Origin of the sequence: Streptococcus sp. Marseille-Q5855 (genome assembly GCF_946901985.1) — a bacterium.
Taxonomy (GTDB): Bacteria; Bacillota; Bacilli; order Lactobacillales; family Streptococcaceae; genus Streptococcus.
This window is the reverse complement of sequence record NZ_CAMPPR010000006.1, coordinates 99,345-113,528: the sequence shown is the minus strand read 5'-3', so window position 1 is coordinate 113,528 and position 14,184 is coordinate 99,345. Positions and strand designations below refer to the sequence as shown.

Genomic DNA, 14,184 nt, shown 5'->3' with positions numbered 1-14,184 from the left:
TCTCCTTATTTATTGAATAGATGATGGTAGAAGCCTTGCGCCTGCATTAACTCTTGGTGACTACCCACTTCAATGATTTTCCCCTGGTCAAGAACAATGACACGGTTGGTTCGTTCGGCTATACTGAGACGATGGGCTACAAAGAGAATGGTTTTATCAGTTAGGGACATAAGATTATCTATAACCTTTTTCTCAGTCAAGACATCAAGACCGCTAGTAGCTTCATCTAGTATTAGAACAGGAGCTTTAGTTAAAAGAGCACGAGCGAGGGCTATTCGTTGCTTTTGTCCTCCTGATAGACCAGCTCCATCAGAGAGCTGAGTTTGATAGCCCATAGGCATTCTTTCAATGTCTTGACGAATTTCAGCTAATTCGCAAGCTTTTAGAATATCTTCTTGGCTAATCATATGATTACCACCCAAGGTTAAGTTTTCCAAGATAGAGCCATTAAAGATATAGGCTTGTTGAGGTAGGTAATTGATATGACGGCGCAAGACTTTTTTATCAATGTTTTTAATATCCTGATGATTGATGGAAATATGTCCTTTGTAAGGTTCAAAGAAATTGACAATCATTTTGGCTAGAGTCGTTTTACCAGAACCACTAACTCCAACTAAGCTAACCTTATCTCCTTGTTTAATCGTGAGATTAATATCTGTTAAGGTATCTCGTCCAAAACCATACTTATAAGAAAGGTCATCAAATTCAATATCGCCCATCAAAAAATGTGAATGAACAGGGTTTTCTTGAACTTGAAATTCCGATTCGACTAAATAGACTTCGTTCAAACGGTTATTAGCGACCTTCGCAGATTGGAGTTTGGTTTGGAGGTTGATAATATTTTCCATAGGAGTTGTAAAGTAAGAAAGAAGTGTGTTAAAGGTAATCAGCTGACCGATAGAAATTTTACTCAATATGACTAATTGAGCGCCAAACCATAGGATAAGGATATTCAGAACTAATTTTGTTCCCTGCTTTAAACTCGTTTGTAAAATAGAATATTTACTGAGCTTAAAGGATTTTTCCAAATAATCTACAAATTCGCTGTCTATATTTTGATAGCGATTTTCTTCACTTGTGAGCGACTTTATAGTTTCAATCCCGTTGATATCTTCGATAATGGCAGAGCTAACCATAGAATTACTTTGCATGACATCATGGTTCATTTTTTCGAAAGGCTTCATAAAAGAAAAGATGATGAACATGTATATAGGAATAGAAATAAGAGAAAGAAGGAAGAGATTAGGGTTTTGTGCCAGTAAGACTCCCCCTACAAGAATCAGAATAGAAACATCCAGGAAAAGAGAAAGAATGGTAGAAGCCAAGGCATCTATAATAGAGTTAGCATCTGTGAACCGTGAAATGATTTCTCCTGTACGACGTGTCGCAAAGAAAGACATAGGAAGTTCAAAAATATGGCGAATATAGGATAAAATCACATCAATGCTTAATCTCTGGCTCAGAACGGTTAGGAGATAATCTCTGGAGAAGCTCATGACTTGTTGGAGGATATAGGTGATAACCAGACCAACTGAGATGATTCCTAAAGTTGATTTCATCTGATTTGGGATGTATTCATCTAAGATTCCTTGGAGATAATAAGAACCACCTATATTGATAATAGTGACCAATAAGCTTGAGAGAACAATGTAAGCAATGAGAGATTTTTGTTTGAAAATCAGAGGAAGGAAGCTTAGTAGACCATTCTTTTTATCTTTATGGGGTTGATAGCTGGGTTTGGGAGCTAGAAAAATAGCTACTCCAGTCCATTCAGAGAAAAAGCGTTCTTTTGACATTTTAGTGATTTTTACAGAAGGGTCAGGATCACCAATAATCAGATAGTCTTTCTTTGTTTGATAGACAACATAGTAATGTTGGAGTTTTCCTTCTTTGTTAACGTGAACGATAAATGGATAGGGGACATCACTCATATCAAAGAGCGTTTTATCTGCTTGAACAGGTCTTGTTTCAAATCCCATTTCATCAGCGGCTTTTACAATACCAAGAGCAGTCGTCCCTTCCTTATTGGTCTTTGCAAGTTCTCTCAAGTGAGCTAGAGAAAAATCTGAACCATAGAATTTAGCAATCGAGGCTAAGGCAGCGACACCACAGTCTCTCGCATCTATTTGAGGAACAAATGTACGTTTATAAGAAGTCATAGGCAATTCCTTTCATATAGTGGATAGGTCTATTATGACATAAAAACAATTTCATGCTTTATAAAATCTTGAATCGTCATTGAAACTTCCTGAATGGTCAAAAAATGTTTAGAGCACATCTTTCTTTAAAAAAATAGAGATGATTTTGAAATAAAAAAGCTAATTTAAGACGTTTCGATGACAATTCAAGATTTGGATGAAAAACTTTAAAAAACGATGATATACTAAACTTGTCAAAGTTGCAACAGGACAAAAATTAAAAATAAAAAAGGAGTATTTGTCATGGATACAAAAATGATGTCACAATTTTCTGTTATGGATAATGAAGAACTCGAAATAGTTAGTGGAGGAGGCAATTTAGGGTCTGCAATCGGTGGTTGTATTGGAGCAGTACTATTAGCTGCTGCGACTGGTCCGATAACTGGGGGAGCAGCAACACTTATTTGTGTAGGTTCAGGAATTATGTCCTCTTTGTAAGATTATGATTCTTAAATATAGTATTATTATCGCTATTAATTTACTGTCTTATTTACTTACTTACAAAATATCAAAGTTATCTAAGAATGATGAGAATAAGATAGTTAGCAAAATTTTAATTATATTATCAATAGTTTATGTAATCGTTGATGCTTTACTTAGTTGATGGATTGGTAGGAATAAAAAACTTAACTATAAACTATTATTTACTAATATTTTTTGCTTTCTGCAAGTTAATAAATAGTATAGTAAAACTTTTTATTGCAAGGAGAATAACGAAATTAAGATATTTTAGATACTCAAGATTATTGAAATCTTAGACTAAAAAATAGGTACTGCTACCTTTAAGAAGATAGTAGACGTATATACTTTTTTAAGAAAATCAAAAAGATACTATAAAAAATCTATTTGTTTATTGAATTTAAGACTTTGTAACAAATTGAAAATAAAAAGGAGGTATTCATCATGAATACAAAAATGTTGTCACAGTTAGAGGTTATGGATACTGAAATGCTTGCGAAAGTTGAAGGGGGGTATAGCTCCACTGATTGTCAAAATGCACTGATTGGAGGAGTCATTACGGGAGCTATAACTGGTGGAACTGGAGCAGGTTTGGCCACTTTAGGAGTAGCTGGACTTGCTGGTGCATTTGTTGGAGCACACATTGGTGCAATTGGGGGTGGATTAACATGCTTAGGAGGTATGGTTGGTGATAAATTGGGACTAAGTTGGTAAGACTTATAGTAAAATTATGAGGATTCTATTCTGATTTATTTTAGTTTTTTTAAAAAGGAGTATTTGTCATGGATACAAAAATGATATCACAATTTTCTGTTATGGATACTGAAATGCTTGCTTGCGTTGAAGGTGGAGATAATTCATACGGATTCTGGTATAGAGTAGGTAGTTTAGTAAGAGATGGATTTGATTTGTATGTTGAAAATCAAAGAAGATTGCATGCGATGTGCCCACTGTGTATCTAAGGAGATAATATCATGAAAAATAAATATTTTGAAACTTTAAGTGCAGAAAAACTAATACAAGTTCAAGGAGGTGGAATGCCTTGGTGGACTTCCTTAATTCCTAATTACGACCAACTTCTTGGATCAATTTGTGGTTTCATAGATGGAATTAGCAAATCTACAAACAGGGGACAATGCTAAAAAATCATCTAGACATTAAAGAAAGGATAAACTATGAAGAACATAAGTTTTATCTTTATAAAAGTGCTTACTTGCTTTTTACTTACTTTTGCTATTCAAGTTGTACCATTAACTGTTGTGAGACGATTTTATGACGGAGTGATAGGAGAAGTATTCGGTGTAGGTGTCTACTTTTTATCTTTCTTTATATGTTTAACAATTATTGTATATCTTGTTAAGAGATGGGGGGATGAGACTACTTTAGATCGCTTACCAATCAAGTGGGTAGAATTGAGATGGATTATTTTTGCTTATCTGGCTAATCTAATTTTAGTAGTTAGTTTTATATTTTTTACTACCGTCCTTGGAAAAGCCCATGATAATACAAGTTCTTTGAGCTTTTTTCAACATTTGGAAACTAGTGGTTTCTTTTATACAGTTCTATTTTGGTTGTCAACTGCTTTTACTCAACCTCTTTTGGAGGAGATGCTCTTTAGAGGAATCATTTTAGGAACTTTAGAAAAATATTCTCCTATTTTTGCTGTCTTTCTTTCAGCTGTTCTTTTTGGATTTGCTCATGATGGAGAGATTATTTCTCAGCATCTTGTGACAGGACTTGTATTGGGTTGTCTTTATATAAAGCAAAGAAATCTATATTCCTGTGTAGTTGTACATGGCTTAATGAATGCTACTATTACGTGTCTCTTTTTCTTATCTATTTAATCTTTAAATAACGTCACATAGCTACGTAACAGAGGTTATATACAGTGCTTTGAACTGTTAGATAGAAAAGGAACAAAGAAATGAAAACTTTTCTTGATAAATACGGAACATCTTCCTTGCGAGAGTGCTACTAGGGTAGTTGCCCTTGCTTGTCTCTACTTATTTGTTTCTATTTCGTCAGTTTTTAAATTTTTCCTTAGTTTTCCAATTTCTTTGAGTGATTATCAACTTGGTTTTTATCTTAGTTACTGTTAGGATAAGAGAGTTTGAAGATGATGATTTGGTTAGTCCTAGAACCAATCAACTTATATTCATCGGCTTGACAGGATTGATGTCTATTATTTGTTTGTATAGAAGTATCACAGCAGGAAAATTATACCAACAATTAATCGCTTATATTGGTGATATTCTCTGCTTGCTTATCATGCTTCTGCTTATGTGGGGCTTGAAGTATTATAAAAAGTAGAGCTTAATGAAGTATAAAGGGATAAGTGTTTTCGAAATACTTACCCTTTTATAATGATTTTTTTTGCAATTCAAGATGTTTCGATGACCATTTAAGATTTATATGAATTTGTAATCTTAAATAAGGTAAGATAAAGATAACAAATGTAAAGGAGTATTCTTATGAAGAATCAAAAGATAAAATCGCTATTACTTGTACCACTTGTATTTGCATCTATTACTACGGGTGTTGTATATGCAGAAGAGCAGCCTACTACTTCATCTATTCGGGCGAATGATAGTTCTCTTGTGGCACCAGATTTGCCATCGGCTAAGGAAAAGGTGGAGCATAAGCCTTCTGTTGTAACCCCAGAAGAGTATGAGAAGAATGTTACGGACTTTAAAAAGATAGATATTGAAGCCGTTCGTCAATCTTTTACAGAGGATCAATTGGAACATACTATTTATTTTGGTAGAAAAACTTGCTCTCATTGTCGTCAATTTTCTCCTGAATTGAAAGAATTTAATAACTTGATTGAAAAGAAGTTAGAATATTATGATTTGGATGGTAAGGATTTTGATGGGGAAGCGAGAGAGTTTCTATTTAAAAAAGTCGGTATTCCAGGAACACCAACAATTTTGTATTTAAAAAATGGACATCCGATATCTGGATGGGTTGGTGGCGGAGCAACTGCACAACAGGTGTATGATTATATGTACTCGAGAAACTCACCTAAGCAAACGGAGACAGTGAAATCTTCTGAGGAAACAGTAACTGAAAGTGTCCGTGATGAGAAAACCAGAAATGACAGCATGAGTATTAGTGATAAAGTTGTAAGCGACAGCAAAGGTATGAGTGATGAAAAAAGAACCGAAATGAAAATATCCAATGCTAATTCCAATTCTAATAGTGAAAATAGTGGGAAAGAGGAGAGTACAAACTCAACTACTAAAGCTAAAACTACTCAATCTGACAATTTAGCAATGTTAGACAATAAGAATCAATTGGAAACTCCCAAACCTATTTTTGATGCTGCTCAAGAAAATAAAACTCCTTCAACTGATGTTAAGGGGACTGATTATGTAAGCGAATCTATTACTTCGAATGAAAAATTATTACCGAAAACAGGAGAGGAAGAAAGTTACCAACTGATTCGGCTAGCTGTCGCGTTTTTTATGGCTTCTATAATGATTAAAGTGAAACAAAAAATTCATAAATAAAAATAGATGGTAAACAGGTGCAATGATATTATTTGTTTGTAATAACATATAGCTAACATTTGCCTATAGACAAGAGTGAGAAGATAGGTGTATTTATTTTATATATAAAAGATTATAACTGTATATGAACTGAATGATAAAAGGTCAAGTATTTCCGAAATGCTTTCTTTTTCGATTATTTTAACGCCTCAAGATGTTTTGATGACTATTTATGATTTGGATGGAAAATTTCAAAGAATAGTAGTATACTAACATTGTTAAGGTTGTAGTCGAAAGTGGAATATCAACTCTTATAGAGGAGAAAACTAACCACTTTTAGAGAATTAAATAGTAGTTGATGTATAGGTAAAAAAGTATGGTAAGTAGTTAGTATTAGCGGAAGTAGAAAACAGTAAAAGGAGAAAGAAAATGAGTCGTACAGTACGTGCAATATTTAAGAAAGAATTACGTGGAATGACAGCAGTTTTAGTTACCTATTTGATAATTGTATCTTTCTTTTCTTATTTTAGTCAATGCTTCGGGAATTGGAAGTATGTTATAGAATATGTAGGCGCTCCATTTACTATATCCTTCACATTCTTTATTTTAGAAACTATGAAAGAACGACATAACAAAATAAAAGAAGACGAAGAGAAAGAAAAACAACAATCAGAACTAAAAAAATGTAAAATAAAGGGGTAAGAAATGGCAAGGAAAAAGAAGTCACTTGGAGAAGAATATGGAAGATGGTGCTGTCAAGGACGATAGCAACCTATGAAAAAGTAATCAACGCTGAAAAATAACATTTTCAGATGAAAAGATGGAGGAGTTAGACAACATACTATCTAATGGAATGGGGTTGCTTGATGGAGTACAAGCATACGATATTCTAACAGGACGAAAATAAAAAAAGTATTCCTCGTGAATACAAAAACAATGTTTCAATTTGCAGAAGCTAACAGATAAATTTTCTCTTTATCCAGCCTGACTTTTAATAAGTTGGATGTTATATTATTTGAGGTATCCTATATGAATAAGAAATCCTTTTTTATCATCTGTTCTACGTTGATCATAGCATCAAATCTTCTCATGATTTCCGTGGTGAACAAGGGAGAAGAAACAGGGAGCAATCTGTTTGTGATTGCTATAGCTTGTGTTTTGCTACCAGCTTTTTTATATGCAGTTGAAAACCAACTAACTTCATTGATAAGAGTAGAATCAATACTCCTGATTCAGTTGACAGTTATATCCCTACTCCGTCTTATCAACAGAATAGGGAGTACGCCTGAAATCCTCAACATTATCATTACCCTTATCGCTTTGGCAAGTGGGACAGCTGCTATCCTTGTTGCGATTATGAGAATATATGAGAACATACGGAAGTGAGGGTGAGTAGTTTTCTATTTTGGATCTTTACGTTGTCAAGTTCCCCTAGGGCAAGTATGTTTTTCATGCTTGCTTTTTAAATTTTTTACAATTCAAGATGTTTTGATGACCATTTATGATTTGAGTGATCCACGGTCAAAATGAGTGCTATACTGGCAGTGTAAAGGTTCTAGCTCAACAAACATTTAGGAGGAAACCTTATGAAGAAAAAAATACTAATCATTTTCGTTCTGTATCTGATCATGTCCATCTTTCTTTATCCGCTTAGGGAGAGTATTTGGTATCATCTATTTTATACCATAGCCTATGTGATTGCAGCTATGATTTATTTTGCTATCATGAAAAAGAAAGGAGAAAAGAAATGAAAACTTTTCTTGCTAAAAAACGGAACATCTTTCTTGCGAGATTGTTCCTAGGTCAGTTGCCCTTGCTTGTCTCCACTTATCTATTTCTATCTCGTCAGTTTTTAAATTTTTCCTTGGTTTTCCAATTTCTTTTAGTGGTTATTAACTTGGCTTCTATTTTGGTTACTGTTTACCTCACTAGGGAAATGAGAATAAGAGAGTTTGAAGATGATGATTTGGTTAGTCCTAGAACCAATCAACTTATGTATATCGGCTTGACAGGTTTTATGTCCATTATTTGTTTGTATAGAGGTATCACAGCAGGAGAATTCTATCAGCAATTAATTGCCTATATTGGCGCTATTCTCTGCTTGCTTATCATGCTTTTACTCATTTGGGGCTTGAAGTATTATAAAAAGTAGGGGCTAATGAAGTTTTTGCAATTCAAGATGTCTCGATGACAATTCAAGATTTGGATGAAAAACTTTAACAAATAGTGCTATACTGAAATTGTCAAATTTGCAACGGGTGCTGCTACATTCTGTTAAAAATCGCTCTTGATTGATAAGCTGGATTTGTTAGGAAAGGAGTAAATAATTATGGATAAGAAAAAGATAGTTTCGACTATAATATGTATAGTATTTCTTGTAGAGTCAGTGGATAATTTTTTTAGAGACTTAACCCCGTTATTGTTCATTTTAAATATTATTGGCCTAACTTGTTTTTTAGTGTTAATATACACTAACATAAAAGAGATGCTCTTAAATATACGTAAATGATGATTTGGTTAGTCCTAGAACCAATCAACTCATGTTCATCGGCTTGACAGGTTTTATGTCTATTATTTGTTTGTATAGAGGTATTTCAGAAACAGAATTCTATCAACAACTAATCGCTTATATAGGTGTATTCGCTACTTGTTTATCACGCTTCTGCTCATGTGGGGCTTGAAGTATTAAAAGTAGCTTTCTATCCTTTTCTGACAGGATATTTGAGTAGAAGGCTCTATTAAATTGTTAGTGAAATAAATGAATGGAGGTATTTAATATGAAATACAGATTATTTCTTGTTATTTTCTTGAGTAGTATGTTGGATATTCTTTTAGGGACATTTTTACAAATCTCTAATGTATCGATAGGTTGGATTGTTCTCTACAGTGGATTATTTGAAGCAGGAATTTTCCTTCTTGCTAATAAAGGGGTGGCGGTAAAAATCAAGGAAGTAGACATCCAAAACCGCTTTAAATTTATTTTTGGAAAAACGCTATGGTTTCAAATTCTTTTGCTCATCTTTTTGATGGTCAAACCGTATCTTGGTTTGGATGCGAGATTGATTTTATTCTATGGACATATTTTCATTGTCTTTAATGCCTTAATGTATCTATTATCTAGTAGTCAGGTTAGCCTTAAAAAGAACAAACTGACCTCTTGATATTGCAGCAGCAGAGCCCGGCAAGGGGAGCCATCCTGTCTTGTAGATAGTAGGAGGATTTATATGAAAAGACACTCTATTCTTTTCAAAACGAGTGCAATTCTTTCTTATTTGTTTCTGTTTTTCGGACTGTCTTGGACGCACCAATTTTGGAGCAATTATTGGGAGTTCTCGTCTTGGGTAGGAAATATTATCTGGATTCGAAACATCATCAGCCTTCTCTTTATCGGCTTGATGGTTTGGATTTTGGTCAGGTCGGGCCATGCTTATCTCTTTCGTATCCCTAGGAAAAAGTGGTTGAGCTATTCTGTTCTGACGGTGTTAGCAGCTGTTGTGCTTATCTGCTTTAACTATCTGACAGCTAAACACGTTCAGGGAACCAATGAAGGGTGGAATTTGTTTATTGCTTATAGTGAGACAAATTTTGCGGAGTTTGGTGTTTACCTAACCTTAATCGTACTAGGACCTCTGATGGAAGAATTGGTATGTAGGGGATTGCTTCAACATGCCTTCTTTAAGAATTCGAGGTGGGGGCTGGATCTTCTCTTTCCGTCATTCTTATTTGCCTTGCCCCACTTTTCTAGCTTGCCAAGTCTGGCAGATATTTTTGTCTATACGGCAGTGGGCTGTCTATTTGCCTGTCTAACACGTTATACTAAGAGTATCTATCCTTCTTATTCGATTCATATTGTTAATAATATCATCGCAAACTTACCATTTTTGCTCACTTTTCTACATAGGGTCTTGGGGTAAAAAAACCAAAGGCTTGCTTTTCAGCCATAGAGGAGGTTATCATGTATAAACACTTATTTTTCCTAGATTCAAAAACCTTAGACTGGTTGACACCTTATATTCTGGTCTTGGCTTCTGACACCATTGCCTTTAATGTTTTTGTGCTAACCTTTGTATCTGTTGTGATGTTTTATTTTCTGAATCCCATGCTATCTTTAATGGCTATATTCTTAGGAGCTGGCTATGTGGTCGGTTTTTGGTTGTTAAAATGGTTTGTTTTGGAAAGGTTAGAGCTCAAGGATGACGCGTAGGAAGTCTGTTTGGTGAGGAGGATAATTTGATGGAGTTTTTTGACAAATTTCATGCCTTGTGCTTTGGATTTTTAGTACTAATAATCGTCATTACAGTTCCTTATACGATTAACCATGGGGATTTTTTTCAAAATGAATCTGAATTGATTATTGTAAGTCTTCTTGTAACCTCGCTGAGTGTTGCTTATGCTAGAAAGTTTGAAATGATTTCTTTTGGGATGTTAAGCAAGAAACAACTTTTACTTTTCATTGCAATCTTTCTTCTAAGTGTACTTGAGACGCTGGTTTATATTCATTTCTTCGCTATTTCTTCTGGCGCGGGAGTTCAACACTTGGCGGAAGTCCGCAGAGGAATTTCCCTGTCTTTGGTTTTGACTTCCTCAGTTTTTGGCCCCATCCAGGAGGAACTCATTTTCAGAGGACTTCTTCAAGGTGCGGTTTTTGACAATTCTTGGTTAGGGCTTGTGCTAACTTCCTCTCTCTTTTCGTTCATGCATGGTCCTTCTAATGTCCCTTCGTTTATTTTTTATCTACTTGGGGGCTTGTTGCTGGGCTTTGCTTATAAAAAGAGCCAAAACTTATGGGTTTCTACTCTAGTTCACATGTTTTACAATGCTTGGCCACTCTTATATTATTTATAAAAATCATGAAAGGGAAGCAGAAGAAAGAGCTTGCCTTTTCTTTCTACAATGATACCCAAGTCAATCCAGAGGCTTTGGTAAATTCCCAAACTAAGTTCCACCGCTAATCCAAGTGGAAGTTAGTCTGATAAAAATCCTAAAAACCAGTGGAAATCCGTGTCAGGGTAAGTTCCACTGGTTTTAAATATGCTTGATTTTATTGTTTTTGTAGCCGAAAGGAATCGAAAAAAAGAGCGCACAAAATCCCCTCATCTGAAAGCGTTTCAGATTAAGTTCCGCTATGGTGGAAGTTAGTGTGAGACGTTTGAATAGGGTTTTAGGTTAGTTTTTAGAACTTATGTTGGAGTAATGTAGACGACTGACAGACGTCTTCTGCAGGTATTTTAGAAATGCCGAGAAGCTTAGGAATTTCTTCTCCATAAGTAAAGGCAAAGAGTTCATAAGCTGACTTTCCATTCAAAGCAGCACGTTTGACGCTGTTGACATGAGAGCAGACGAGATTGATGTCCTCTTGAGTTAAGTTGTCAAAGGAAATTCCCTTTGTTAGGATGTCGCGAATCAAGGTGTGATTTTTCTCGATTCTCCCTTTCTGGTCAGAGCGATTAGGGTCACAAAAGAAGAGTTTACTCTCTCCTCGCACATCCATTTCGATGTCATCAACCCTTGCAAACTCTCCACCATTATCGGTAAGAATGACAGGGAAGAGTTGGAAGAAATCTTTGTCAGCTTGGTGAAGAGTGTTCTTGATGTCATAGAGGTGTTTGGTAACCTCAAGGGCAGTTTTATTATCCAGCAGTCTAGCGAAGATACAGTTACAGAAAGATAGATTGAAGGTGAGTAGGACTTTACCTCCCATTCTGCCCATAACGGTATCCATTTCTAGCCAAGAGTCTAGTTGATTAAGGGTTAAATAATTTAGGAAATCCTCATAGGAACGGCCTTTTTTAGCTTCTTTAGGGATGGGAGGTAGCTTACTTTTTCTTCGTTCTTTAAATTTAACGGCTCTGGTTAGGTCAATAGGAGCGATAGACAGGTAACCTTTTCGGATGTGTCGATAGACAGTTGAGGAGCTGACATCAAGATTGTGAGTTTTGAGGATATGATAGATGTGTTGTCCCTTTTTAACACCATCAGAAATGACTTTGTCCATGTCCCAGAAGGTCTTAGAATTGAGGGGAGTTCCTTCACGAGCTTCTACAAGAGTTTGTTCGTATTGTTTTTGAGCTTGTTTAGCGAGGTAGAAGATTTTTTTAAATCCACAATTTTGTCTTCTTTTAGGACAGCCGTTACAGACAAAGGGAGCCTTGTCGAGTAGAGGGCAAGGAAGGTTATGGCCTGTAGACTCTCGGACTTGTCTGTTTCGTTTGACTTCTTTGGAAACAGTAGTCGGGTCTTTTAGAATAAGTTGCCCGATCGCTTTGAAGGTTTCACCGCGCTCTAAGCCCAGTTGGATATCATTACGGTCTGAAAGGGTAAGATGTTTATGTTTTGTCATAGTAGACCTCATTTCTAACTCAAACGTCTCACACTTAATTCCACCATAAAAATCCGTTTTAGACTAACTTCCACTTTGGATAGGCAAGTGGAAGTTACTTTGAGAAGTTAGCATCCAGAGGCTTTTCTTTGAGAATCGGGTGTGGAGCGGTTGACGAATAGGCCAAAAACTAGTAGAATAGTAAGGAAACTTTATACGGAGGAAAGAAATGGATTTGGGTGATAATGAGCTAACACTGACTCCCATACCTGGGAAAAGTGGCAAAGCTTATATGGGTAGCTATCCTGATGGGAAGCGTATCTTTGTAAAAATGAACACCTCTCCAATCCTACCTGGTCTAGCTAGAGAACAAATTGCTCCACAATTATTATGGAGTCGCCGTTTGGCAGATGGGCGTGATATGTGTGCTCAAGAATGGTTGACAGGCAAGATATTGACCCCCTATGATATGAATCGTAAGCAAATCGTCAATATTTTAATCCGTCTGCATCGCTCACGTCCGTTGATGACACAGTTGAGTCGTTTGGGCTATGCCATGGAAACACCTGTAGATTTACTACAGTCTTGGCAGGAAACGGCTCCAGATGCTTTGCGTAAAAATCATTTTATCAGTGAAGTGATGGCTGATTTACGTCAGACTATTCCAGGATTTAGAGAGGACTATGCGACCATTGTCCATGGAGATGTACGACATAGTAATTGGATTGAGACAGATAGTGGCTTGATTTATTTGGTAGATTGGGATTCGGTTCGCTTGACCGACCGCATGTTTGATGTGGCCCATATGCTCTGCCATTATATTCCAGAACATCAGTGGAAGGAGTGGTTAACCTACTACGGTTACAAGTACAATCAAACGGTATTAAATAAATTGTATTGGTACGGTCAATTATCTTACTTGAGCCAGATTTCCAAGTATTATATGAACCAAGATTTAGAAAATGTTAATCGGGAGATTCATGGCTTGCGTCACTTCCGAGACAAGTATGGAAAGAGAAGATGAGAGTTAGAAATCGTAAAGGGGCGACAGAATTACTAGAGGCAAATCCCCAGTATGTGGTTCTCAATCCCTTGGAATCCAAGGGAAAATGGCGGGACCTGTTTGGCAATGACAATCCCATTCATGTGGAAGTTGGAAGTGGAAAGGGTGCCTTTGTTTCAGGAATGGCCAAGCAGAACCCTGACATCAACTATATCGGGATTGATATTCAAAAGTCTGTTTTGAGCTACGCTTTGGACAAGGTGCTTGAAGTTGGAGTGCCTAACATCAAGCTCTTGTGGGTAGATGGTTCTGACTTGACTGACTACTTTGAAGACGGTGAGATTGATCGTTTGTATCTGAACTTTTCAGATCCTTGGCCGAAAAAACGCCATGAAAAGCGTCGTTTGACCTATAAGACCTTCTTGGATACCTTCAAGCGTATCTTACCTGAAAATGGTGAAATTCATTTCAAGACGGATAACCGTGGCTTGTTTGAGTACAGCCTAGTGAGCTTTTCTCAGTATGGCATGAAGCTCAATGGTGTTTGGCTTGATTTACATGCCAGTGATTTTGAAGGCAATGTCATGACAGAATACGAGCAAAAATTCTCCAACAAGGGGCAAGTTATCTACCGAGTTGAGGCAGAATTTTAAGAAAGGTAAATTCCCAAACTAACTTCCACCGCTAATCCAAGTGGAAGTTAGTGTGATAAAAATC

The 14,184-nt window shown here is 36.1% G+C and carries 17 protein-coding genes and 1 pseudogene; 16 read left to right on the top strand and 2 right to left on the bottom strand.

Annotated elements, in window-relative coordinates; genetic code table 11:
- Positions 1-5: 5 nt before the first annotated feature.
- Positions 6-2,159, bottom strand: a complete 2,154-nt coding sequence (gene blpA / locus OC529_RS07025) for a peptide cleavage/export ABC transporter BlpA (protein ID WP_262081820.1) — start codon at positions 2,157-2,159, stop codon at positions 6-8.
- A 282-nt stretch (positions 2,160-2,441) separates the two neighbouring features.
- Between blpA and blpI the strand changes: the two genes are divergently transcribed.
- From blpI to OC529_RS06960, 14 genes and pseudogenes are all read left to right on the top strand, one after another.
- The gene (gene blpI / locus OC529_RS07020; RefSeq protein ID WP_049533692.1) at positions 2,442-2,636 is read left to right on the top strand and encodes a bacteriocin-like peptide BlpI; all 195 of its coding nucleotides are present in this window, start codon (positions 2,442-2,444) and stop codon (positions 2,634-2,636) included.
- Between the two features lie 465 nt (positions 2,637-3,101).
- Positions 3,102-3,371: a bacteriocin-like peptide BlpJ gene (gene blpJ / locus OC529_RS07015; RefSeq protein WP_049533694.1), complete on the top strand. Its 270-nt coding sequence runs from the start codon at positions 3,102-3,104 to the stop codon at positions 3,369-3,371.
- Between the two features lie 68 nt (positions 3,372-3,439).
- Positions 3,440-3,619, top strand: a complete 180-nt coding sequence (locus tag OC529_RS11760) for a bacteriocin class II family protein (protein WP_049533696.1) — start codon at positions 3,440-3,442, stop codon at positions 3,617-3,619.
- A 12-nt stretch (positions 3,620-3,631) separates the two neighbouring features.
- On the top strand, positions 3,632-3,799 hold the full coding sequence (locus OC529_RS07005; RefSeq protein ID WP_153226613.1) for a hypothetical protein: 168 nt from the start codon (positions 3,632-3,634) through the stop codon (positions 3,797-3,799).
- A 33-nt stretch (positions 3,800-3,832) separates the two neighbouring features.
- On the top strand, positions 3,833-4,501 hold the full coding sequence (locus OC529_RS07000) for a CPBP family intramembrane glutamic endopeptidase (RefSeq protein WP_049533698.1): 669 nt from the start codon (positions 3,833-3,835) through the stop codon (positions 4,499-4,501).
- A gap of 80 nt (positions 4,502-4,581) precedes the next feature.
- Positions 4,582-4,967: pseudogene (locus OC529_RS11755) on the top strand (immunity protein).
- Positions 4,968-5,128: 161 nt separating this feature from the next.
- Positions 5,129-6,166: a thioredoxin domain-containing protein gene (locus OC529_RS06995; RefSeq protein WP_049533700.1), complete on the top strand. Its 1,038-nt coding sequence runs from the start codon at positions 5,129-5,131 to the stop codon at positions 6,164-6,166.
- A 408-nt stretch (positions 6,167-6,574) separates the two neighbouring features.
- Positions 6,575-6,847 carry a hypothetical protein gene (locus tag OC529_RS06990; RefSeq protein WP_049533701.1) on the top strand — a complete coding sequence of 91 codons (273 nt, stop codon included), beginning with the start codon at positions 6,575-6,577 and terminating at the stop codon, positions 6,845-6,847.
- A gap of 327 nt (positions 6,848-7,174) precedes the next feature.
- Positions 7,175-7,531, top strand: coding sequence for a hypothetical protein (locus OC529_RS06985; protein WP_049538848.1), 357 nt, complete (start codon positions 7,175-7,177; stop codon positions 7,529-7,531).
- 361 nt (positions 7,532-7,892) lie between these two features.
- Positions 7,893-8,297, top strand: a complete 405-nt coding sequence (locus OC529_RS06980) for an immunity protein (protein WP_164226411.1) — start codon at positions 7,893-7,895, stop codon at positions 8,295-8,297.
- A 625-nt stretch (positions 8,298-8,922) separates the two neighbouring features.
- Positions 8,923-9,306: an immunity protein gene (locus OC529_RS06975; protein WP_262081819.1), complete on the top strand. Its 384-nt coding sequence runs from the start codon at positions 8,923-8,925 to the stop codon at positions 9,304-9,306.
- Positions 9,307-9,369: 63 nt separating this feature from the next.
- On the top strand, positions 9,370-10,059 hold the full coding sequence (locus OC529_RS06970; protein ID WP_173234446.1) for a CPBP family intramembrane glutamic endopeptidase: 690 nt from the start codon (positions 9,370-9,372) through the stop codon (positions 10,057-10,059).
- A 41-nt stretch (positions 10,060-10,100) separates the two neighbouring features.
- Positions 10,101-10,349 carry an immunity protein BlpZ gene (gene blpZ / locus OC529_RS06965; RefSeq protein ID WP_112444995.1) on the top strand — a complete coding sequence of 83 codons (249 nt, stop codon included), beginning with the start codon at positions 10,101-10,103 and terminating at the stop codon, positions 10,347-10,349.
- 29 nt (positions 10,350-10,378) lie between these two features.
- The gene (locus OC529_RS06960; protein WP_262081818.1) at positions 10,379-10,990 is read left to right on the top strand and encodes a CPBP family intramembrane glutamic endopeptidase; all 612 of its coding nucleotides are present in this window, start codon (positions 10,379-10,381) and stop codon (positions 10,988-10,990) included.
- A 328-nt stretch (positions 10,991-11,318) separates the two neighbouring features.
- Here OC529_RS06960 and OC529_RS06955 read toward each other — a convergent pair whose 3' ends face one another.
- Positions 11,319-12,485 carry an IS30 family transposase gene (locus OC529_RS06955; RefSeq protein ID WP_262081817.1) on the bottom strand — a complete coding sequence of 389 codons (1,167 nt, stop codon included), beginning with the start codon at positions 12,483-12,485 and terminating at the stop codon, positions 11,319-11,321.
- 208 nt (positions 12,486-12,693) lie between these two features.
- Here OC529_RS06955 and ccrZ point away from each other — a divergent pair, with 208 nt between their 5' ends.
- Complete coding sequence (ccrZ, locus tag OC529_RS06950; RefSeq protein WP_112444998.1) at positions 12,694-13,488, top strand: cell cycle regulator CcrZ; 795 nt, start codon at positions 12,694-12,696, stop codon at positions 13,486-13,488.
- A complete protein-coding gene (trmB, locus tag OC529_RS06945) occupies positions 13,485-14,120 on the top strand; it encodes a tRNA (guanosine(46)-N7)-methyltransferase TrmB (protein ID WP_112445000.1) in 636 nt (211 codons plus the stop codon). The genes ccrZ and trmB overlap by 4 nt, the downstream gene beginning before the upstream one ends.
- Positions 14,121-14,184 lie beyond the last annotated feature (64 nt).

What these genes read in the sequence shown, in the direction of transcription:
- OC529_RS06985 (WP_049538848.1), top strand. Translation starts at nt 7,175, where the DNA reads ATGAATAAGAAATCCTTTTTTATCATCTGTTCTACGTTGATCATAGCA.
- OC529_RS06990 (WP_049533701.1), top strand. Translation starts at nt 6,575, where the DNA reads ATGAGTCGTACAGTACGTGCAATATTTAAGAAAGAATTACGTGGAATG.
- OC529_RS06960 (WP_262081818.1), top strand. Translation starts at nt 10,379, where the DNA reads ATGGAGTTTTTTGACAAATTTCATGCCTTGTGCTTTGGATTTTTAGTA.
- OC529_RS06980 (WP_164226411.1), top strand. Translation starts at nt 7,893, where the DNA reads ATGAAAACTTTTCTTGCTAAAAAACGGAACATCTTTCTTGCGAGATTG.
- OC529_RS06975 (WP_262081819.1), top strand. Translation starts at nt 8,923, where the DNA reads ATGAAATACAGATTATTTCTTGTTATTTTCTTGAGTAGTATGTTGGAT.
- OC529_RS11760 (WP_049533696.1), top strand. Translation starts at nt 3,440, where the DNA reads ATGGATACAAAAATGATATCACAATTTTCTGTTATGGATACTGAAATG.
- OC529_RS06955 (WP_262081817.1), bottom strand. Translation starts at nt 12,485, where the DNA reads ATGACAAAACATAAACATCTTACCCTTTCAGACCGTAATGATATCCAA.
- ccrZ (WP_112444998.1), top strand. Translation starts at nt 12,694, where the DNA reads ATGGATTTGGGTGATAATGAGCTAACACTGACTCCCATACCTGGGAAA.
- OC529_RS06995 (WP_049533700.1), top strand. Translation starts at nt 5,129, where the DNA reads ATGAAGAATCAAAAGATAAAATCGCTATTACTTGTACCACTTGTATTT.
- blpI (WP_049533692.1), top strand. Translation starts at nt 2,442, where the DNA reads ATGGATACAAAAATGATGTCACAATTTTCTGTTATGGATAATGAAGAA.
- OC529_RS07005 (WP_153226613.1), top strand. Translation starts at nt 3,632, where the DNA reads ATGAAAAATAAATATTTTGAAACTTTAAGTGCAGAAAAACTAATACAA.
- blpJ (WP_049533694.1), top strand. Translation starts at nt 3,102, where the DNA reads ATGAATACAAAAATGTTGTCACAGTTAGAGGTTATGGATACTGAAATG.
- OC529_RS07000 (WP_049533698.1), top strand. Translation starts at nt 3,833, where the DNA reads ATGAAGAACATAAGTTTTATCTTTATAAAAGTGCTTACTTGCTTTTTA.
- OC529_RS06970 (WP_173234446.1), top strand. Translation starts at nt 9,370, where the DNA reads ATGAAAAGACACTCTATTCTTTTCAAAACGAGTGCAATTCTTTCTTAT.
- blpZ (WP_112444995.1), top strand. Translation starts at nt 10,101, where the DNA reads ATGTATAAACACTTATTTTTCCTAGATTCAAAAACCTTAGACTGGTTG.
- trmB (WP_112445000.1), top strand. Translation starts at nt 13,485, where the DNA reads ATGAGAGTTAGAAATCGTAAAGGGGCGACAGAATTACTAGAGGCAAAT.
- blpA (WP_262081820.1), bottom strand. Translation starts at nt 2,159, where the DNA reads ATGACTTCTTATAAACGTACATTTGTTCCTCAAATAGATGCGAGAGAC.